This window comes from Neobacillus drentensis, assembly GCF_036965645.1.
GTDB classification, from domain to species: Bacteria; Bacillota; Bacilli; order Bacillales; family Cytobacillaceae; genus Neobacillus; species Neobacillus drentensis_D.
This window is the reverse complement of record NZ_JBALPZ010000127.1, coordinates 2,555-25,596: the sequence shown is the minus strand read 5'-3', so window position 1 is coordinate 25,596 and position 23,042 is coordinate 2,555. Positions and strand designations below refer to the sequence as shown.

Annotated in this window: 18 protein-coding genes; 1 reads left to right on the top strand and 17 read right to left on the bottom strand. The window is 37.0% G+C overall.

The features are described 5' to 3' along the window. The coding region (locus V7266_RS22400) for an AraC family ligand binding domain-containing protein (protein WP_335471143.1) at nt 1-279 on the bottom strand (279 nt) is incomplete at its 3' end. 141 nt (nt 280-420) lie between these two features. Next, the gene (locus V7266_RS22395; RefSeq protein ID WP_335471140.1) at nt 421-1,242 is read right to left on the bottom strand and encodes an AraC family transcriptional regulator; all 822 of its coding nucleotides are present in this window, start codon (nt 1,240-1,242) and stop codon (nt 421-423) included. A gap of 123 nt (nt 1,243-1,365) precedes the next feature. Here V7266_RS22395 and V7266_RS22390 point away from each other — a divergent pair, with 123 nt between their 5' ends. After that, a complete protein-coding gene (locus tag V7266_RS22390) occupies nt 1,366-2,907 on the top strand; it encodes a DUF5597 domain-containing protein (RefSeq protein WP_335471137.1) in 1,542 nt (513 codons plus the stop codon). 58 nt (nt 2,908-2,965) lie between these two features. On the opposite strand, the gene V7266_RS22385 is transcribed toward V7266_RS22390, so the two are convergent. From V7266_RS22385 to V7266_RS22315, 15 genes are all read right to left on the bottom strand, one after another. Next, nucleotides 2,966-3,931: an ROK family glucokinase gene (locus tag V7266_RS22385; RefSeq protein WP_335471134.1), complete on the bottom strand. Its 966-nt coding sequence runs from the start codon at nt 3,929-3,931 to the stop codon at nt 2,966-2,968. A 56-nt stretch (nt 3,932-3,987) separates the two neighbouring features. Continuing rightward, nucleotides 3,988-4,959, bottom strand: coding sequence for a sugar phosphate isomerase/epimerase family protein (locus V7266_RS22380; RefSeq protein ID WP_335471131.1), 972 nt, complete (start codon nt 4,957-4,959; stop codon nt 3,988-3,990). 20 nt (nt 4,960-4,979) lie between these two features. Continuing rightward, nucleotides 4,980-5,420, bottom strand: coding sequence for a C-glycoside deglycosidase beta subunit domain-containing protein (locus V7266_RS22375; RefSeq protein WP_335471129.1), 441 nt, complete (start codon nt 5,418-5,420; stop codon nt 4,980-4,982). Nucleotides 5,421-5,433: 13 nt separating this feature from the next. Further along, a complete protein-coding gene (locus V7266_RS22370; RefSeq protein ID WP_335471128.1) occupies nt 5,434-6,561 on the bottom strand; it encodes a Gfo/Idh/MocA family protein in 1,128 nt (375 codons plus the stop codon). Between the two features lie 59 nt (nt 6,562-6,620). Then, entirely contained in the window at nt 6,621-7,526 is a 906-nt protein-coding gene (locus V7266_RS22365; RefSeq protein WP_335471126.1) for a sugar phosphate isomerase/epimerase family protein, read from the bottom strand. 458 nt (nt 7,527-7,984) lie between these two features. Further along, nucleotides 7,985-9,481 carry an ABC transporter substrate-binding protein gene (locus tag V7266_RS22360; RefSeq protein WP_335471123.1) on the bottom strand — a complete coding sequence of 499 codons (1,497 nt, stop codon included), beginning with the start codon at nt 9,479-9,481 and terminating at the stop codon, nt 7,985-7,987. A gap of 295 nt (nt 9,482-9,776) precedes the next feature. Next, entirely contained in the window at nt 9,777-10,718 is a 942-nt protein-coding gene (locus tag V7266_RS22355) for a helix-turn-helix transcriptional regulator (protein WP_335471120.1), read from the bottom strand. 81 nt (nt 10,719-10,799) lie between these two features. Next, nucleotides 10,800-13,481, bottom strand: coding sequence for a glycosyl hydrolase (locus tag V7266_RS22350; RefSeq protein ID WP_335471118.1), 2,682 nt, complete (start codon nt 13,479-13,481; stop codon nt 10,800-10,802). Nucleotides 13,482-13,561: 80 nt separating this feature from the next. Next, nucleotides 13,562-14,953 (bottom strand): MFS transporter, encoded by a 1,392-nt coding sequence (locus tag V7266_RS22345; RefSeq protein ID WP_335471116.1) that lies wholly within the window; start codon nt 14,951-14,953, stop codon nt 13,562-13,564. A gap of 380 nt (nt 14,954-15,333) precedes the next feature. Further along, nucleotides 15,334-17,580, bottom strand: coding sequence for a beta-glucosidase BglX (gene bglX, locus V7266_RS22340; protein ID WP_335471114.1), 2,247 nt, complete (start codon nt 17,578-17,580; stop codon nt 15,334-15,336). A gap of 23 nt (nt 17,581-17,603) precedes the next feature. Next, nucleotides 17,604-18,551, bottom strand: coding sequence for an ABC transporter permease (locus V7266_RS22335; RefSeq protein WP_335471111.1), 948 nt, complete (start codon nt 18,549-18,551; stop codon nt 17,604-17,606). After that, nucleotides 18,551-20,056, bottom strand: coding sequence for a sugar ABC transporter ATP-binding protein (locus tag V7266_RS22330; protein WP_335471109.1), 1,506 nt, complete (start codon nt 20,054-20,056; stop codon nt 18,551-18,553). Before V7266_RS22330 ends, V7266_RS22335 begins: the two co-directional genes overlap by 1 nt. A gap of 65 nt (nt 20,057-20,121) precedes the next feature. Further along, nucleotides 20,122-21,099, bottom strand: a complete 978-nt coding sequence (locus V7266_RS22325; RefSeq protein WP_335471107.1) for a substrate-binding domain-containing protein — start codon at nt 21,097-21,099, stop codon at nt 20,122-20,124. A 55-nt stretch (nt 21,100-21,154) separates the two neighbouring features. Then, nucleotides 21,155-22,249: a Gfo/Idh/MocA family protein gene (locus V7266_RS22320; RefSeq protein ID WP_335471105.1), complete on the bottom strand. Its 1,095-nt coding sequence runs from the start codon at nt 22,247-22,249 to the stop codon at nt 21,155-21,157. A gap of 19 nt (nt 22,250-22,268) precedes the next feature. Beyond that, nucleotides 22,269-23,042: sugar phosphate isomerase/epimerase family protein (locus V7266_RS22315; RefSeq protein WP_335471104.1), on the bottom strand; the 774-nt coding region annotated here is incomplete at its 5' end.

Genomic DNA, 23,042 nt, shown 5'->3' with positions numbered 1-23,042 from the left:
CAGCAATGAACTTAGTTCAGAATAATTAAAATGGAAGACAACAAATAAATTATCCTTCTTAGATTGAAAAGAATGAAATTCATTCGAATTCACCAATAAAAAATCAGAGCTATTCATTTGCAGGATTTCATGATTCACTTTCACCTGCAAGTTACCCCTTATCAAATAGATTAATTCAATATCACGATGTGCATGATCCAAGGTACTTTTATTATTCATAATGGTAATAGTGACTAACTTTGAACCAATTGAAGACTGAGAATCTAGTGTACCAACCAATTCCACCCCTCCTAAAAAAAAAAACCTATAAATAAACCTGCGCTCCCTTTATAATAACAGTTTGTTAGTTTCATAGTCTATCGATGTCGAAGGGGGAAACACTGGTATCCTCTATACGCTTGTACTGGACATTCCAGTCCTTTAATGTAGTTCTCGGAATTTCGCAGGCGTCATACCTTCTTTTTTCTTAAATACCATCCCAAAATAACTAACATCTTCATATCCGCACATTCTACTAATATTCTTGATTTTCTCGTTCCTCTCTTTAATAAGTAATGTTTTCGCATTGACTAAACGAATATCTGTAATATAGTCAAAAATAGAAAATCCGTTTATCTTTTTAAATAACTGGCAAAGGTACTCTTTTGACAATTGGACCTTTTCTGCTAAATCAGATAACACAATGGGCTCGTTATAATGTTGGTTTATATAATCCATTACGAGGTGTACTTTGTTATTCTGGTTTTGAATAAACTTCTCATTTGGTTGGGTTGTTGATTTTGGGAACTCCAGTAAGATATCATAAAGCACTCTTGAAAAATCATACATTTCCATTCGGCTATCGCGAGTATAAATTAAAAATAATTCTTCCATATATTTCTCTACTTTTTCAAGATCGTTTAGATTATAGATACCAGATTGCTCAATCTCGATGTTTTCAAAAAAGTCCTTTGTCCCATAGCCTGTAAAACACATGAAATGAACAATCCATTCTTTGCTCACTCCATAATATTTATGACCAACATTTGGGAAGAATAACATCCCGCTCCCTTCCTCTACCACATACTGTTTATTATCTATTTCTAGCACGCCTCTTCCCTTGACAGCTTGAATCCACTGAAAAAATGGCATACCTGAGGGTCTGTTTATGTATTCCTGCCTATGATTTAAACCTAAAGAATATAAGACAAAAGGTAGTTTTAAGTTTTGTTCAGTATATTTTGTAAAAAAAACCTTTTTCATAATTCAAAAAGCCCCATTCAATTCTTAATATATTCATATCAACAATAATATTTTAAGATTTTTTCTACTATTAATATTTATTAAAATATTAATATAATCTTATTATGAAAGGATGATTGTATCATGTCAACAATCCCTCATATCAAAAAGAACAATGATATTCCAACATTATACGTTCATGACGAGCCCTTTATTGCCTTGTCGGGAGAAATCCATAATTCCAGTGCCTCGAACCTGGAATACATGGAAAAACAGGTTTGGCCAAATTTAAAAACATTAAACATGAATTCGGTGATTGTCCCTGTTTACTGGGAATTAATTGAGCCCGAAGAAAATCAATTTGACTTTACCATCGTTGAAGGCCTGATCAACCAGGCGCGTGAAAATAACATGCATCTTATTTTCCTTTGGTTTGGCTTATGGAAAAATTCAGAATCTATGTATGTGCCCCACTGGATGAAAAAAGATACCAGAACCTATTTCCGTTCTTGTAAACCAAACGGTGAAGCAATCAATACCATTTCACCTTTATGTGAAGCTGCAATTGAAAAAGATGCAAATGCATTTTATCACTTAATGAAATTTATCAAATCTATGGATTCAGAAGACAATACGGTTATTGTTATGCAGGTTGAAAATGAAATCGGACTTTTAGGGACGGATCGAGATTATTCTATTAAAGCAAATGAAGCTTTTTCTCGAGAAATTCCTCGATCCGTTGCTGAAGAATACCAAGTTTCTGGAACATGGGAAGAAGCATTTGGCTATGATGCTAGCGAATACTTTATGGCTTATTATTTTTCAGCTGCAGTAGAACGAATTACGAACGCAGGTCAAAAGGCTTATCCTCTCCCTTGCTATGCCAATGCATGGCTGGAACAATTCCCGTGGCGTGCTGGAACCTATCCAAGTGGCGGTCCTGTAATGAAGATGCGTAAAATGTGGAATTTAATGGCTCCTTCTCTATTTTGTCTTGCACCGGATATTTATGTTCCATATGTACCTGATGTACTGGATGAATATAGTCAAGATGGCAATCCATTATTCATTCCAGAGGTCCGAAAGGATGCTGTCTCAGCTACATATGCCCTATATGCTGTTGGCGGTTGTAACGCTATTTGTTATGCACCATTTGGCATTGAAGAACTCTTAATGAATCCGGAAGCTATTGAAAAACCACCACTAGAAATAATGATGGCATTAAATATTGACCCCACAGCATTTGAAATTGAAGGCAGCGCAGCATATTTAGCACAGAGCTATTCCATTATAGAGAATATTAAACCAATTTATTTTAAATATAGAGGCACCAGTCATTTACAAAGTTTCGTAAAGAGAAATGAACATGACTTTGGTAAACTGCTGCATTTTAACAAATATGATATTCTCGTTTCATATACGCCGAAAACACCCTATAAACCAACTTCAGGCGGGATGATTTTTGAGCTTTCGGAAAATGAGTTCGTCGTTATTGGAACGATGTTTAAGGTTCAATTCTTTTCAAAGCCAGGAAAAAATACATACGTGGAATTGTTACGATTCGAAGAAGGCGAATTTGTTAATGGAGAATGGCAAGCAGGACGAGTATTAAACGGTGACGAAAAAATGATGATACAATTAAAAGATATGCCATTAGCTTATAGNNATATGAATATTAAAATTTAATATTAAAAGCCAATACATATAAGATATTATTTTCACCTTGTACGTATTGGCTTATTTATTAGCTGTTCCTAGTTTGTTTCACTAACGATGCTGCCCCAATTACCCCAGCATCATTTCCTAACTGAGCAAGCTTCAGTTTCGTACTAGTTTTTACTGTTGGGAAGGCAAACTTTTGGAAATATTCTTCTACCCCTTTTAACAGCATGTCTCCAGCCGCTGATACTCCCCCGCCAATAACAATCGTTTCCGGATTTAAGATGTTTCCAATATTGCCGCATGCTAGTCCCAAATAATAATAAAATTTATCGACAACGATTAAGGCTAATTTATCTTCTTTTTTAGCCTGATCAAAAACGGTCTTAGCCGTCACTTCTTGTCCATCATCAATTAACCACTTTAATTCGGATTCCCCAGCATATCTTTCTGAAAAATCTCTGGCTAAACGGACAACACCTGTTGCACTTGCAACTGTTTCTAGACAGCCTTGATTTCCACATGTACATTGATAGCCATTTGGCTCTACAATAACATGGCCAATTTCTCCTCCTGCACCAACCTTACCATGAATAAGATTGCCGTCTGCGATAATACCGCCCCCTACACCTGTTCCAAGTGTAACAAAGACAACATCGGTACCATCTTCACCGGCACCTTTCCAGCGCTCGCCTAATGCGGCAACATTGGCATCATTATCAATATAAAATTGAATACCTGTTCCAGCTTCAATCAATTCCTTCACAGGCTGCAAGGTACTCCAGTTTAAATTAAATGCTCCAATGACAGTCCCTTTTTCACGATCAACTGTCCCAGGAGAACCCATTCCGATTCCTAAAATATCATCAGCTGAAAGCCCATACAAATCAAGACGATGTTTAATCGATTCAATAATGTTTGGAACGATATTCTTTCCTTCATTTTGAATATCTGTCTCCATACTCCACTTTTGTTGAATCTCGCCATCTTCTGTCAAAATCGCAAATTTTACTGTCGTTCCACCTAGATCAATACCAATTAGTTTTTTCATCTTTTCCCCGCCTTATAAAATAATACAGGTGAAATACCCACCTGTATTATTTTAATCTATTTAACTAATAATTTCAGCTCCATTTGTAAATGACGTTTGGTCATTTCTAAAGCTCTTCCCGAGATATGGTCTTCATATTCTGATACAATATATCCATCAAAATTAGAGTTTTGAATAATCGGTAAGATTTTATCATATGGAATACTGGCTTCTTCCAAATTCTCATCAATATAATGGAATTTACCATGGAAGTGAATGACATGTGGCATGATTTGTTTTAACCCCTCATAATCTGGTTCGTTGTAGAAAGTTACGAAACCATACATTCCTTGGAAGGCACCCATGACAGCACCATTTGCACCAGCGTCAAGCAGCTGTTGTCTTGCTTCCATCATTGGCACACCATCATAACGTAATTGAGCTGCCATTTCTAATAATTCTAAAGGAGCTCCATTCGCTAAGGCCTCATCCCAATGTGGTTTATTCGGACGAGTCGCAAAAGTACCAAAATCAGTGACAAATCCAAGATAGGGAGATCCTGTTTTTTCAATTACCTCGGTGAATTTCTGGATGTTTGGTGATGTTGGCGTTTCAGGATTATGAATTTCAATTCCAACCTTGATACCGTATGCCTCCGCATATGGCGCTAATTTAGCAAATACTGATGGCCCAATAAGATATTGAGCACGCATGATTTTACAACCCAATTTATGCGCTGTTTTCAAATCAATAATCGACGACTGAAGCAATTCTTCTTCAGTTAAATCACGATCAGATCTTAACCCACGGTCTGCATTAGCTCCGTAAGAAATAAATTCGATCCCATAGTGACTCGTCATGGCCTTAAATTCATTTAAAACTTTGTCATTTACATATGGGTATGATGGCAGCATTTGCGTACCTACCAACTCAAATCCTTCCGCTCCAAATTCAGCTGCGGTGCGAATGCAATCCTCTAATGTAAATTTTCCTTTTACATATTCATCGGTAAAGCTATATAAAGAAACACCTAATTTAATATTACTCAACTGATCTGACCTCCTTTCTCCTAATCTCTCACCTGTAATGTTTTGCTTCCGCAAGAATCTAATACAGCGTATTCACGTTCGGTCTTTCTTCCAGGAACAGCCATATATGGAATACGTAACATCATTTTCACATCAATTTGATGCTCTCCTTCTGTTAAACCGCCAGGAGCAAATACATGAATCGTAGCTGGGTCTATCAAATTCCAAAACTCTGAAATAAGACTTGGCAGCTGTCTTAAGGTAAACTCTTTCTCATTAAGTCCAAAGGTGATATCATCCGAATTCACTTCTTTACCATCAACGGTAACCACAAATTCCTCAATACAGGATAAGTAATGTCCGCGATAGTTACTTAAGCGAATTTGGAATTCATACCCCAATTTTTCCCCATTCACATAGGTGTTTTTTAAACTTTCATCGCAAACAACATCGACGAAAGGTAATTTCATACTAAATGCCACTTAAGTCCACCTCCTATTTGGATGCTACTGTTTCTTGTTCAAAAACAACTTCTTTTCCAGTTTCAGCAGATCGGTAGACAGCATCTAAAATTTTTGTCACAACAAATGCTTGTTCTGGTTTTACTAGTGGTTCTTTATCATATTTAACCGCTTCTAACCATTGTTTTGCTTCAAGTACTTCTGGTTTATTAGATCCACCTTCAAAGAACGCAATCTCTCCGCCTGCAGAGTTTTTCTCCTCTGTTAACATACCATTGCGTGCAGAGTTATAAATTAACTCATTATTGCGGAAGCTCATGCCGGAATTAATTTGTGCTCCTGCCTTTGTTCCACATAGAGTTGTAGCCGCTTCTCTTGATTCTAGTACATTAAGTGCCCAGGAAGATTCAAGGAAAACTGTTGCTCCATTCTCCATTTTGATGTAACCGAAAGCTGAATCTTCCACTTCATATGTTTCTGGATCCCACGGGCCGAACATATTTCCTTCAACAGCTTCTGGTAGGTTACCTAATTTATTGAAAACAGAACCTGTTACCGAAACTGGTTTGTAATTATCCATCATCCATAAAGTGATATCAAGAGCGTGTGTACCAATATCGATTAGTGGACCTCCGCCTTGCTGTGATTTATCAGGAAATACGCCCCATGTTGGCACTGCGCGGCGGCGAAGGGCATGTGCTTTTGCAAAATAAACATCTCCAAGCTCATCTTTTTCACAAGCTTTATAAAGAGATTGAACCTCTGGACGGAAGCGGTTTTGATATCCGATTGTGAATTTCTTGCCGGATTTTTTCCAAGCATCCATCATTTTTTGAGCCGCTTCTGTATTGTGTGCCATTGGTTTTTCACACATTACGTGTTTACCTGCTTCAAATGCTGCAACTGTAATCGGGCTATGGCTTACGTTTGGAGTTAATACATGTACAAGATCGATGGTTTCGTCTTTTAATAACTCTTTATAATCGACATAAATTTTTGCATCTTCAGTTCCATATTCTTTCGCCGCTTTTTCAGCACGGTCAATTTTAATATCACAGAAGGCAACCATTTCAGCAATCTCTTTAAATTGTGCTAATGCTGGAAAATGCTTTTGATTTGCAATACCACCGCAGCCAATAATACCAATTTTTAATTTACCCATAATTTTCATTCTCCCTTTTTGTTATAAAATAATTTTATTAGATTTATAAGTTTATCTATTTAAGCAAAAAACTGACTCAAATAGTTTTTACTAATATTAATCGAATCTTTTTTTGATTTAAGTGAATCTTCAAATGCCTTGTCCTCTACTTCAATCACGGCATATCCACGGTAGCCAATATCCGTTAATGCAGATACATATTGGCCCCAATTAACATCCCCAAGGCCAGGTAATTTAGGCGAAATATATTCAAGTGGTGTGGCCATAATTCCTACATCGTTTAGGCGGTCCTTATAGACTTTTATATCTTTAAAGTGGATATGGAAGATCCGCTCTTGGAATTCATATATAGGTTTGATATAGTCCATTTGCTGCCATACGAAATGCGATGGATCAAAATTCAGTCCAAAGTTTTGATTTGGGATTAATTCAAACACACGGCGGAAGATGGCTGGTGTTGTCATTAGGTTTTGTCCGCCTGGCCACTCATCTGAAGTGAATAACATCGGGCAGTTTTCAATCGCAATCTTGACACTAAGCTCTTCAGCAAATTCTACGACAGGCCTCCATACAGTTGTCATTGTTTCTAAATTTTCTTCGACAGTTTTCTTCTGGTTCCTGCCAATAAAGGTAGTAACCATGTTAACATCCAATTTGCGTGCTGCTTCAATACATTTTTTGATGTGGGCAACGTAGTATTCGCTTTTCTCTGGATCTTCATCTAAAGCATTTGGATAATAAGCAATAGCAGAAATCTTGATTCCTTTTGCTTCGGTATAATTCTTGACATAATCCACATCTAAGTGATCTACATCAAGATGGGTAACACCTGCATATTTACGGGCCGCTTTCCCTTTCGGCCATGCACAAAGCTCCACACATGAAAAACCGTTTTCAGCTGCATAGTCAATCACTTCTTCAAAGGTGCATTCATTTAAGATTGCGCTGTTAAATCCAAGCTTCATCGTGTCATATCCTCCTATGTTTCTAGTAAAATCTTAAATTCAAATAATGATTTCGCTTACATATATATCTTAACCCGTTCTTTGATTTATTCCCTTACATTAATTATCCTGATAAGCTATAAATTTTCGTCCTTTTTTAAAGATTCTTCATTTTTGTAAAGATAATAGATTAAAAATGATAGTGTTTTTTTTAACCTAATCCAAAATACTATTAAAAACCAAAAAAGGCGCAAATGCCTTGCACCTTTTTTTGGTTTTGCTCTGTTAAATTTGGCTGTTGATTTCCGCTCCAGGCACTCACTTTCCGCGGGCGTGCCGGAAAGCCTCCTCGGCGCTTTGCGCCTGTGGGGTCTCCCCTGCCCCGTACTCCCGCAGGAGTCGAGCGCCTTCCGCTCCAGTCAACTTCGTTAAAAAATAATCATTTTACTTTAACTCGGCATTTGATTTAAAATACAAGTTTATTTTTGAGTTTTTGCCCATTCATCTAATTGTTTCTGTTTTTCTGCAATAATCTTATCAATGCCAGCAGCCTTTAAACCTTTTATGAACTCTGGTAGACTCTTATTTGGATCTAAAACACCTGATTCAAGTCCTAGTGCATATTTACCTACGACATTGGTAACCGCTGTAACTTCCGTTTTAACGGATGAACTATCAAAATTAAATCCAAGTGCTTTAGATTTAATTGCACTTTTATTAAACTCCTCCGTTTCGCTCCATAGATTTGGATTATTTCCTTCGAACACATAAGATAGGAAAGAATTCCCCATTGCAAAACTCATATTTAAGTTGTAACCATTGTTTCCTGCATTTACCCCATCTGGATACTTGATCACATTGTCCGATACTTTTACATAATGCTTTCCTTCAATCCCCCAGTCTAGCAAATTCACGATATCTTTGTTTCCATACATTAAATTGAGAAATTTCATTGCTGCTTCCGGGACCTGAGAGCTCTGTGGAATTCCCCACATCATTGTGGTTACGGCAGATGTGGTTGTAACTGGTTTTGAAAGTGAAGTAGTGACAATTGGCTTAGCAGTAATTTGTGATTCTTGTAAGGCGATTCCAGGTTTTTGAGGACTGAAATAACTAAAACCTACATTTGACTTCACTAACGATGTGCCAGGATCAGCATTCGTAGTTGCATTTTTTAATGTAAGTCCTTCCTGATACCATCTTCTCATTGTCTTAACAAACTGCTCATATTCATCTGTTTCATATAGATCTACTACTTTCATATTATTGTCGTAGTTAGGTAAAACTCCCATCGTGTCACCTAACGGATCGAACCAATTATAAACGACGGTTGGCTGGGCTCCAGGCTGAAAAGGAACAATTGGAGTGATCCCTTTCTCATTTTCCTTGATCGTTTTCAAAGCAGATTCTACATCATCCAGTGTTTTAATCTTATTAATATCAATGTTATATTTATCTACCAAGTCCTTGCGCATATTGATACCAGGTGCTCCTGCCATATCTCGAAGAGTTGGAACTGCATACAATTTTCCAGAAACCTTGGCAGCATTTAAATAATCCGGATCCATTGCCTTTTTAATATCCGTACCATACTTATCTACCAAATCATCCAATGATAATAATTGTCCTTTCGCTACTTGTGATGTATAGCCAAAAAAGGAGGTAACAAGCATTAAATCTGCTTTTTCATTACTAGATAACATCAAATTCATCTGTTGAACATAATTACCTATATTAATGGGTGTTAATTTTACCCTAACCTTGATCTTTTCTTCTGATATCTTGTTAATTTCATCCTGTACTAGTTTGAGATCTTTGGGTATTTCAGTTGTAAAAAAGACCATATTCACTTCTGATATTTTTTCCCCCGAACCAGAACTTTCAGTTGTTGAACTCTCTTTATTCGAACTGCATGCTGAAAGAATTAGTAAAAAACAAGCAAGCATTAGACTTATTAATCTTTTATTTTTCTGCATTCAAGAACCCCCATTTTTAAAATTTATGAAACCGCTGTCATTTTTAAATAGCATCCACGTCCAAAATCAATATAAACTCTGTAGGTATCCCCCCCCTCTTTTCAAATGGTTATATTATTTTAACCATCGGTTCATATACCGCTTATTATAAGGAGGAAGGTACTAGAAAACGTTCAATTAATTAAGAAAAATCATATTAATTTTTAATATTTTCTGAAAATAAATAATCTTCAAAAATAAAGCCGCAAAGTTTCATTGTCTNNNNATTCAATTCTGCTAATTAATAACTCTTGGTCTAATTAATTATTTCTAATCTCTGAATATACTTTTCCAACTCATTAAAATCGTTTTCTTCGGTATATTCATAACTTTCAATTCCTTTTACCTCATTTTTAAGTGAGTTATTCAAGCTTTTCTGCTGATTTTTTCTAAACTGGTAGGGGGTTGTATGAAAGGTATCTTTAAACAGTTTGTGAAACGTATTTAAACTGGAAAAACCTGACTCCATGGCAATCTGAATCACCGGCCAATTGGTCTCTAGTAAATACTTTACTGCCTGTTCCAGTCGGATCCCGTTTAAATATTTTACAAAGGGCTGTCCCATACGCTGCTGAAAATATCGTGATAAATAAGGAACGGTCAATCCCTCATTTTCCGCTATCTCATTGAGGGTAATCGGATGCATATAATTCATTTGAATATAGTTTGTAATTCTTGTTAGACGTTCCATATCCTTAATACTATTTCTGTTGATTTGTTTATGATTACTTACTCTAAATTTGCTAATAAGATGGTAAACGATATCTAAAAGCAATGAATGAATTTTAATCTCGTAACCTAATTCTTCTTTCCTTAAGGTCAGCATTAAGCGGATCATCAAGAGACGAATATAATTAAACATGCCTTGTTCGCTTTCAATAAAGGATTGGCAGTGAAATGATTCCACTTCAATGTTTTGATGCCATTTTTTTATAAATGATATTGGAATTTGAAGCAGCAGCACCCGATTATCTTCACTTGCTTCCACTCCGTGAATTTCATTGCTGTTAATTAGCAGCAAGTCATTCTCTTTTAAGGAGTACTCCTCACTTCCCACAAGAACTTGAATTTTGCCCTTCACTACAAATAAAAATTCAATCCTGTCATGCCAGTGCATCGCGACATATCTCACACTAGTCATTAACATCAACATAGGAACCTCTTCGTTGATGACCGCACTTTCATATGGATATTTCATTCGACTCCTCCCCTCCTATTAATCAATAAAACGGTTGAAAAGGTGTGGCCTTATTCAGGTAACACACCTTTTTTAGAAAAATCATGAATAGGACAATGTAATTTTTCCAAACATACCGGTTGGATCGATAGGATCATGCCATACAATAAATGGAGGCTCTGGCTGATTGAAACGATCCCTGTCTAATGTAGTTGCTACTTCAACACGGATCGTATTGGTGCCCTTCCGCAAATAGTTTGCCACATCGTAAACATAAGGAGGACAAACCTTCATCCCAACGTATTCATCATTAATCCATAGTTCTACTGCCTCATATATATACTCAAAAGATAATATCCCTTGGTTTGGTACTTCTTTTAGTTCAATTTCTTTTTCGTATTTAATGATTCCAGTAAAAGCTGGGTGTTCTTGGGAAATCGGCACTAACTCTTTCAGTTGATGTACATCGCCAAAATTCGGATATTCAATGTTTTTCACTAAAGAATAATTCCAATCTTTTGATATATCTCTTGCTTCGTCACATTCATTAAGCTTCAGTGAGTAAGGATTATATTTTTTATACTCACCGCCTAGGGTTTCGTCACTCACAAATAGAACACAAGATTCATAAGGTTTTAACTCCAGGCTAATAATACTTTTTCCATTTTCTTTCCTAACTGTTACCTTTTCGAATTTATTTTCAAGACCATTATAGACGATCGCAAATTCTCCACCCGATAATTCAATATCCCCACGAAAGGTCTCATGTCCGGATTCATTCTGAAACATGTAAATATGATTTTCTTTCTCATAATGATAATAAGTTAAATCCTTAAATGCGTTCGTTAACTTAACATCATATATTCCGTTAGCCCTCAGTTCCGAAGCCAACTCACTTATTGACACTAGTTTGCATCTTTCAATAGCCTTCAATAGTTCTGAAACTTCCTGTTTATCTACGACATTAGAAATCCCTTCAGGCTTACCGTCCACAAAAATAATTTGCAAACCAACTGCATCTCCAATAAAAGCAGCCAGCTCTTTGGTTATATATTGACTATAAGGAATGATTAAGCATTTAAATTCTTCGTCATTTATAATTAGATGATTATTTTCCAACTTTCCATTATAAGATTCTAAATTATTCAGCATATCAAGCGAAATAAAGTCAAAATCAATTTGATTTTCGGTAAGGGCTCGAGCTGGTTTTTGCATTTTCAAATATTCACCCGTCCACTCACTCTCCCCGTGATACAAAACAGCTACAGGGGCTATATGCCTGCCGCCATTAAAAATATGACATAAGCGGTTGGCATAGTGCATGAGATGGGCAAAATGTTTAAACTGTGGATTATGACCACGAGCATAGAAGTGCGGCGGACAATCGAAGTCAGGATATTCACGCATTGAAAATGCATGTGGAACCAGGTGATTGATACCACGGACAACTAGATGGTCTAAGATATACTTCATATCTCTTACGCCAAGCTTCCATCCATAAGCACCGAATAATTCGCACATGGTTCGCCCTTTTTTCTTCGGATCGAGATGACCATAGGACGAGCCGAGTTTTCCAAGAGTATAGTGATAGAATTCACCATCCCCCTTAAAAATACCACGACGTTCTAACCCTGCACCTCCAAAAATCACTTGCCCGCCAATTACATCAATTCCAGACATATGCTGGCCTGACAATGCTCTAAAGAAATGACCTGCACCGCTTCCTAATCTGCTATGCTGATCATTATCTTCAATTACATGCCCAATATACTCAACATTGTGTGTTTCACACCATTTCCCTAATTGATTACTAAAGTTCTTTTCATATAAGCGGGTAACAATATCCATGTAGGTATAACGGGTATGGACACAATGATTCATTTCTTCAGAACTGTTCCATAAATAAGGTAAGAACCCTCTCCAGTGATCCCCTAGAGCTTCGGATAGCAAAGCTTTTGCCTCATCACTCCAAGGTAATGGCATATCTTTTCTTCCAATCGATTCATTAAAATCAAACCCATTTACATTACCAAATGCTGGTTCATCTGAGAAGAACCCAGCAAAGGTCTTCCCAAACTCGTCTTTATATCGATCAAAATGTGGTTGATAGACAGCTTCAAGCTGCGTTCTGACAGAGTCTTCATCTATCATATTTATATATTTCTGGTTGCCGCCATCGGTTTTTGTCTCATAAACCACATAAATCCGCCATTGACCTTCAGGTAAGGTGCAGGTTAAAAAATCACCTTCCACACGGTCAGTTAAATCGATTAGTTCTTCATTAATCATTCCATCTGTTACTAGTTTTCCTGCCACAACACTCATTAATATATTATTTTTCTGTTCCTCTTTGTCTATTGGTTTACCAATATCTAACCATGAGGTCTTCGGTTTTAACATCGGGCTAATATGTATCGTGACTTCATTTTGCGCACCTAATACATCAACAGTATTATAGTTTATATACGTTTTCTTTCGATTTGGATATTTCTTTTCGATTAATCCATTGGCATAGCCTGTTGGAAAATGGGCATCATCTAATACCCAAACACGCATTCCCCGCTGCTTTGCTTCTTTCATAACAATATCAAGGTCATGCCACCAGCCAGGACCTGCAAAATCTGGATGCGGCCGCGCTTCAACACAGATCCCTCTTATTCCGCATTCATAAATTCTAGCAATTTCTTCTCGTATAACTTGTTCTTCTTCCCCTCTCATCCATAGAAAAGGCAGGATATAATTTTCGGTTTGATGATTCAATAAATCTTGCATGGTTTTATTCATGATGAAAACCTCCTAGTAAAATAGCTTATAAGCTACACAAATTAGTGTAACTTATAAGCTCAAAGGTAATAAAACGCTTGTTAAATCGTTCTTCTTTTTAAAAGTTCATTAGTATTCTCCATTGCCTTTGCTTTAGAGATTTTATAAAAGTACATTGGAATGGTTGCTAAGAGATAAACAATACCAGGTCCTAGATTTACTAACATGTTTATGCCATGAACTACTTCAGGAGTTTGTTGTTTATTGGCAACATAGCCAATTGCTCCCAGGATCGTTGCACTTAATGCACCCACTAAAGCGCTTGCAATTTTGGTTGAAAGACTTGTAAAGGAATAGATCGCACCGTCAGCACGGATACCTGTTCTTACTTGATAATCATCGATACTGTCGGCCACCATACTGAAAACCATTGGGCTGGCAAAACCAGTTGGTAAACTTGCTATGATAGTCCAAACAATAATCATATTAATATTCGTTGCAGGTGTAAAATACATGGCAATAAATGCAATCCCTGTAATCGTTGATCCAACGATTAAGAGTGTTTTCTTTTCAAAAAACTTTGCAATAAACGGAAGGATGAAAGAACCGATTGCACCACATACTGAAAGAATCGTAAATGAAACCGCAATTAAATCCGGACGATTTAATACATAAATACAGTAATAAGTTACAGTACCAATTCTTCCAAACACACCCAATAATACTACAAATAGACTTACTAAGATTAATAATAATGGTTTATTGGCACCTACAGCAATTAAAGATTCTTTTAATGATGGTCTTTCATCTAATGCTGGCTCAATTACTTCCTTACAATTCTTATAGGTTAAGAATAATAGTGGAGCAGATACGACTGACAATACAATGGCTGCATAGAAGAAACCATGTTGCTGATTACCATGACCTAAGATAGTAATTAAAGGCATTACCGCAGCTCCTGTAAGAATTCCAGCGACTTGTCCAAAAACTCCTCTATACGCATTTAAATTTGTTCTTTCGTGAGTATCTCTCGTCATAACTGTTGCTAGGGCACCGTATGGTACATTTACGACAGAATGGACAGTACCTAATAGTAAGTATGTAACACCTGCGTAAATAACCTTGGCTGTACCTGTTAGGTCAGGAGTGTAGAAGGTCAAAATATTTAATAAAGCTAGAGCAAATGCACCGTAAAGAATATAGGGTCTAAAACGTCCATGCTTGCTCTTTGTCCGTTCCATGATTAAACCGAGAATTGGGTCAACAAAGCAATCCCATACCCTTGCTACAAGCAAGATTACAGCTGCTGCACCTCCAGCGATGCCAAAAACATCTGTATAAAAAAACAATAGATAGGAAGACGCTAAACTCCAAACGACACTGGCAGAGAACTCACCAAAACCATAACTTAACTTTGTAAGAAAACTAAGATTACCTTTAATTTGAGGCACTACCAAACTTTCTTTTGTTTGTGGAACTGCTCCATTTGCCATCTCTTATCCTCCTAGTTCAAAATACCTCAATTACAAATTGTAAAACTTTCAGTAGCTACTGTTACAATTATCGTACCGCAGTCCACATGTAAACGCCTTCAATAAATTAAACACCTAAGTACAATTTTTTATCCTTTATAGTGAGCTTTTGTGGGTTCCTTTGAAAAGATTAAATAAGTAGGTATTATTCTTAACCTTTTTTCATTAAATTCCGACATTTATTTTATCATACGTCATTATTTAGAGTTTTTTCTAGATATTTTATCATATTTTATTAAGATAAATTAATAATTTCCTAGGACAAGATACCCGTAATTAATTTTTTATAAAAGATAAAAAAACAACCTATAAAAAGTCATAGGTTGTTGATTCGTTCAAATTTATTTTTCTAAAACTCTAAACTCACCTTCTATTCCTTCTTGTGAGTTTGACCCGATGAATACTTTAAACAAACCTGGTTCAACTATATACCCCATCTCCTCATCATAAAAACCAAGGCTATTAATATCTAATTTAAAAGTAACAGTTTGTCGTTCTCCTGGCTGCAGATTGATCTTTTTAAAGTCTTTCAATTCCTTTACCGGTCTTACCCTGCTAGCAACTACATCAGAAATATAAAGCTGGACAACTTCTTCACCGGCACGCAGACCTGTATTAGATACATCTATACTAATCGTTACAAGACAATCTTTGGTAACCTCTGGAGAATTTACAGCAAGGTTCTCATAATTAAATTTCGTGTAACTTAAACCAAAGCCAAAAGGATACAAGGGTTGATGTGGTCCATCAATATATCTAGAAGTAAACTTGATCTTACTTGCCGGTCTTCCTGTTCTCGGGTGATTATAGTAAATAGGGACTTGTCCAACTGAATAAGGGAATGTCGCCACTAATTTACCACTTGGATTGTAATCGCCAAACAAAACATCCGCGACAGCGCTGCCGGTCTGAATACCCAGCTGCCATGCTTCTACAATGGCAGATACGTTCTCGGCCGCCCATGGGATGGATAATGGTCTTCCGTTAATTAAGATCACAACGACAGGTTTACCTGTTTGATGCAATGTTTTTAATAATTCTTCCTGTCGACCAGGAAGATTTAAGTCCATTCGGCTGGAGGCTTCGCCACTCATGTCGGCATTTTCACCAACAACCGCAATTATCACGTCCGATTCGCAGGCAATCTCTACAGCTTTCTTAAAGTCTGCCCCTTCATCTCCAAGGACTTCACAACCCTTGGTGTAGACTATTTCTGTGTCCTTATCAACCGCAGAAGTAATTCCAGAAAGAATGGTGACCACATCTTCTTCATTACCAGTGATGGCCCAAGTACCGAGCATCTCCTTTTTATTATCAGCCAATGGACCAATCACAGCAATTTTGTTAAGGTTTTTCTTTAATGGCAGAATATGTTCCTCGTTTTTTAATAAGACAATCGAACGTTTTGCCATTTCTCTTGCTATTTCGATATGTTCAGGCACCAAAAATGATTTTTCCTCTATCTCGTTATTGGTTCTATAAGGATTCTCAAAAAGTCCCATCTGATATTTCACGCGCAAAATTCGTCTAACGGCTTCGTCTAAAACCTCTACAGGTATTGTACCGTTCTTAATTTGTTCTGGTAAATCTTCCTTGTACGTCCCCTGACTCATATCCATTTCTAAGCCTGCCACTAGTGCCTTTTTGCTGGCTTCCTTCCGATTTTCTGAATCTCCATGAACAACTACTTCAGCTATCGAGTTGGCGTCACTTACAACAAATCCATTGAATCCAAATTGCTCTCTTAATACATCTGTTAATAGATATTTGTTTACCGTACACGGAACACCATTTAAATCATTAAACGCACTCATAAAGGTTCCTACACCAGCTTTTGCCGCAGCTTCAAATGGAGGAAGGTATACTTCATGAAGGGTTTGAAGGGACATGTCCACTGTATTATAATCCCGCCCGCCAACCGCTCCGCCATATGCAGCAAAATGCTTAGCACAGGCAAGTATTCTTTCAGGTTTAGTTAGATCCTCTCCTTGAAATCCTCTCACTCTAGCAGCAGCAATCATACTTCCTAAATAAGTATCTTCCCCAGCACCTTCTGCAATCCTTCCCCAGCGGGGGTCCCTTGTAATATCTACCATTGGCGCATAGGTCCAATGGATTCCTGCAGCAGCGGCTTCTTTAGCGGCAATTTCTGCTGTTTTTTCTATTAATTCCAGATCCCAGCTACAGGCTTCTGCGAGAGGAATAGGAAATATCGTCCTGTAGCCATGAACAACATCCAAGCCAAAAAGAAGCGGTATTCCCAATCTAGACTCCTCGACGGCAATTTTTTGTAATTCATTTGAGAGCTCTGCACCGGTGATTCCTCCCATCGAACCAAGCAAGCCTTCTCTGATTTCATCTTTATGATAATTTCTCTCCATTGCTTGAAATTCCACATATGAAATCTCACCTTCGACCAATTTGGCAATGATTTCGTCTTTTGTCATTCCAAATGCTCCAAATATGGATGGAAGAAATTGTGTTAGCTGACCCACCTTTTCTTCTAGTGTCATTTTGCTAATCAATTGATTTATTTCACTTTCATAATCTGTATTCATCACTTTTTCCTGATTACTTACTTTTACCATTTATATTCATCCTCTTTTCTACTCTATCCATTTACTGCTTCTTTTTTTTGCAGTAATACGGCAATAATAATAATCATTCCTTTAACTAGGCCTTGCAAATACGGTGAAACATTCATTAAGTTAATCGCATTATTTAACACACCTAAAATTAATACACCAAAGAAGGTCCCTACAATACTGCCCTTTCCCCCTGAAAGTCTCGTTCCACCGATGACAACCGCTGCAATGGAATCCAATTCATAGTTTAATCCCGAGCTTGAAGATGAAATAGAATTTAAACGCGAAGATTCAATAATAGCAGCAACGGCAACTAAACCAGAACATAGCATGTAGGCCATTAATTTAATCCGGTCCACACGAATGGCTGACAAAATAGAGGCCTTTTCGTTACTTCCAATGGAATATAAATACATTCCAAATCTCATGTTTTTTAAAAGAATGTAAACAAATATAGTTAACAAAATAAAGAGGTATATAGGATAGGTAATTCCAAATATTGTTCCATTCGCGATGTTTGGAAAAGTCGATATAGTCCCGCTTATACTTCCTCCATTTGCAAGATAAAGAGTTAGGGAGCGGGCCATTGCCATGACACCAAGAGTCACAATAAAAGGGGCAATTTTACCCTTTGTCACTAATAAACCGTTTACTAATCCAATCAGCAGGGCACATACGATCGTCGCAATAATACCAATGAAAATGCTATGGGTGGAGTTTAATACTGATAGACCGCAAAATCCGGAAAATGCAAGCGTAGCACCGACGGATAAGTCAAATCCACCGGACAAAATGACAATCGTCTGACCGAGAGCAATAATTCCAATAATAGCCGATTGTCTTAGAATATTTATTAAGTTATTAGACTCTAAAAAATTTTCGTTTATGATACTTGAGATAATAAAAATAATTAAAAAGGCGATTAAATAACTATATTTACCCCAAATGGAAGAGAACCTTTGAACGTAACTCATTAAGTTAAAACCTCCTTCATTTTGGCTCCCGTAGCATAAATCATAAGCGTTTCATCGGATACTTCTTCTCTTTTTAATTCAGCTGTGATTTCCCCTTGATACATGACGAATACTCGATCACAAACTCTCCTAATTTCACTGAAATCAGAAGTCAGGATAATAAATGATTTGCCTTTCTTCGCATATTCAAGCATTAATTGATACATATCATTTCTTGCTCCAATATCAACACCTTGGGTAGGATTGTCTAAAATAATGACATCCGTGTCCGCTTCGAGCCATTTGGCTAAGATAACCTTTTGCTGATTCCCACCACTCAAGTAAGCGATGGATGAATGAATATCTACAGCTTTAATATTTAGCTGTTGTTGATATACCTGATAAGTTTGCTCCTCTTTTTTTTGATTGACTAATAGAGATTGGGTGAATTTTTTTAAGGAAGATAGTGTCATATTTTGCAGTACACTTAAATCTTTAACAATTCCATTTTCTTTTCGATTTTTCGGAACAAATCCGATTCCCTTTGAAACCGCATCTGTCGGATTCTTAATCTTTACCTTTTTACCTTTTACAAAGATGTCCCCTGAGTATCCAGTCCGGTACCCAAAAATGGTTTCAAACAGATCTGTCCGTCCATCGCCGGATAGACCAGTAAATCCAAGGATTTCACCTTTTCTTAATGAAAAATGAATATTATGAAATGAATGTTGTGCAGATAGATTTTTTGCTTCTAACAATATGTCACCTATTTCTCTAATTTCATATTGCTCCGTACCGCTAACTTCCTTACCAATCATATATTTAGCTAATACCTCTTCCGTAACATCCTTAATATCACCAGATGACGCAAGTTCTCCATCACGGAGGACAGTATAACGATCGCAAATAGATAAAACTTCTTTTAATTTATGAGAGATGAAAATAATCGAATAGCCAGATTCTTTTAAGTTGCTCATCACTGTAAAAAGTTTAGTGATTTCCTTATCTGTTAAAGATGTGGTTGGCTCGTCCATGATGATGATTTTGCTGTCTTGAAGAAGGGACCGGGCAATTTCTACAATTTGCTTCATCGAAACATCGAGTTCAGAAATAAGCATGCTAGGATTTAAGTGAACATCAAGTAGTTCTAATACTTTGCTTGTTTCTTGAATCATTTTCTTTTTTTCCAGAAAACCAAGGGCATTTGTCCATTCTTTTCCTAAAAAAAGATTTTCATAGATAGTAAGATCACTTACCAGATTAAGTTCTTGATGAATAAAACCGATTCCTAATTGTATAGAGGTATGAGGATTAGGGATGGACACTTCGTCTCCAAATAGCTCGATAGTTCCCTGATCGGATTGGTGAATTCCCCCTAAAATATTCATTAATGTACTTTTTCCTGCTCCATTTTCCCCTAATAATGCATGAATTTCACCTTTCCCAATTTCTAAATCTATTCCTTTTAAAACAGGTACTCCATTAAATGATTTTTTAATCCCAGACATTTTAAGCGCAATCTCCATTCATATCCCTCCATGCGCGAAGGCTGCCCCTAATTTTAGGACAGCCATTTTCTGTATGACAGCTTTTAATAGTTTGCATTCGGATCGAGATACTTAACTACATTGTCCTTTGTCACTTTTTCCGCTGGCAGCACTGTATCCTGTTTTTCAGGCGCATTACCTTTGGCCATGTCCACTGCTTGATCAACGGCTGTTTTAATCATAAGCGGGGAGTATGTGAAGGTTGCCAGTTCAATATCATTGGAATCTTTAATAGCTTGATAGAAATCCTTAAATCCGCCGGCACCTGTAACAATTTTTATATCGTCCCGTTTAGCTTCTTTAATTGCTTGCAATACGCCGATCGCCATTTCATCATCTATCGTATATACAGCATCAATTTTTGAATTAGCTTGTAGAACGTTTTGCATTACTTGATAGGCTTTTTCTTTTTGGAAGCTTCCGCTTTGATTTGCTACCACTTTGAGATCAGGATATTTTGATTTGATTTCATCCTCAAAACCGCCAACACGCAGCGAATTAACTGAACTTGGATCAGATGATATAATCGCTACCTTTCCTTTTCCATTTAGTTCTTCTCCAATAAAATCTGCCGCGTTTTTACCAATTCCAGAATTGTCCCCTTTTACTAAACCCGTATATGTCTTATCGTTTAATTCACGGTCGAAAACAAATAATGGAATATTCGCATCTTTTACTTCTTTTGCAACAGGTGTCATCGAGTCTGTTTCAATTGGCAAAAGGACAATGGCATCTACCTTTTTTGTAATTAAGTCCTCTACATCATTTGTTTGTTTATTAGGATTGTCTGCTTGTGAAACGACCATTTCAACACCTAACTTTTTTGCCTCATCCTTGGCATTTTGAATGACAGCGCCCATCCAGCCATGGTCTGCTGCCGGGAATGACATGCCGATCGTTATTTTTTCAGTATCATCCTTTTTAGTTGTGGAAGCTTCATCCGTACTGCTGCCGCACGCTGCCAATGAAATCGTTAACATTCCGGTAATTACGAAGGAGGATAATACCTTAAATGGTTTCATTTTATAAGACCCCTTTTTAATAGAAATTAAGACGATTTTCTACCTATTTTATTTCTCAAAATGAAGAAGAGAACAAAAGAATATTGTCTTTACTATTTTCAAAGGTTACTGGTTTTTGTCTATATGCTGCTTTATAAAAATGGTCGATGATATTCATCATGTAAACGCCATGTTCAGCAGGTGCGATTAATTCTTCACCAGATAAAATACAATTTGTAAAATGTTCAAACTCATTTTTTAATTTAATATTAGGATTCAGAATTGGCGATATATCCACGCAAGTATCCAATAATTCAGAGTGTAACTTTAACTCACCATTAATAAGGCTCACTCCGCCTTTTGTCCCTAATATTTCCACAAACGTTTTGTCTTGTTCAATATTAGACGCCCAGCTAAATTCAAAATTGACTGTTGCCCCATTTTGGAGACCTATGAATCCTATAGCGGTATCTTCAACATTAAAGATACCGTTCGGATTTCCTTTATAACCGTTGCGGTTACGTGTAGTTGTATGACTGAAATTTTGGTGAATGGCTCCAGTAACGTACGATGGTTCCGGCATCCCGATAAGGTATAGTGCTAAATCAAGATAATGAACACCTAAATCAATCATTACCCCGCCGCCAGCACTTTCCTTATTTGTAAACCATGTGCCTCTCCCTGGAATACCGCTCCGTCTAATCCAGCCGGCCTTTACTTGATAGATATCTCCTAAGTAACCCGCATCAATATATTTCTTTAAATAAACCGCCTCATTTGTAAAACGATTATTTAAACCAACCATCACCTGTTTTCCCGATTTAATCTTAGCTTCGACTATTTTTTGAGCTTCTAGGGCATTAATGGCAAGAGGTTTTTCACAATGCACATTCACCCCTTTTTCAAGTGCATAAATAGATATCTCCGCGTGCAGAAAATTTGGGGTACAAACACTTACTAAATCTAACTCTTCATTGTTTAGCATATCCTCATATTGACTATAGACATTTGGGATATTATATTTTTGGGCTAGTCTTTGTGCATTTTCGATATTCACATCACAAATGGCGGCTAATTCGACATTTGGAAGTGTCATATAATTATTTATATGCTTTCTCTCCGCATTACTTCCCGCTCCGATTAATCCATAACGTAGTTTCTTGTCGTTCATTTGACCACTTCTCCCCTATTTAAAATGCTAGTTTTCTCATATACTCAATCGTGTAATCGATTCCCTTTTCCCCCAGTTCTCCCGTCCATACAGGAGAATGCGGTTCAATACTTAATCCGCCTTTATAACCTTTTACTCTTAATAATGAGATGAATGTTTTCCAATCTGTTTGGTCCAACCCTGCCGGCGGGTCATCTACTCTCACGCCATTTATGATCATTGAACCCTTTAGATGAACATGGTTGAAGCGGTCGCCCCAATCAAGTGTTTCCTGGAGGTAATCGCCGCCGAAATATCGACTGTGCGAAGGATCAAATTTGATTCCTAATTCCTTCAAATGACCATGAACAATTTTCCAAACATCCGGAGTATTGACAAAATTCACCTTTCGGCAGTTGTAAATAGAGACCCTTACTCCTTTTGGTTTCGCATAGTCAATCAATAATGAGAAAAACTGAATGGCAGCTGTACAGTTTTCATAGAAAGATAATTCTTCCACATAGTTACAGCCACTTACAAAGTTAGTACATCCTAATTCACTTGCCACATCAATCAATCTGCAGCATCTTTCTAGCTCTTCTTCGATGACGCTGCCATTTTCATTAATACGCAATGATTTCCATCTTCCAATCGAGCCAATGCTAATACCATATTCATTTTTCCAATTGAGCAGGTTCACACGGTTACGATAAAATGCATCCACATCTTGACCTTCATTTACACAAACTTCTATAAAATCTAATCCTTTTTGCTTCGCCTTTTGAAAAGTTTCTTCCGTTGGTGCTGCAATAAT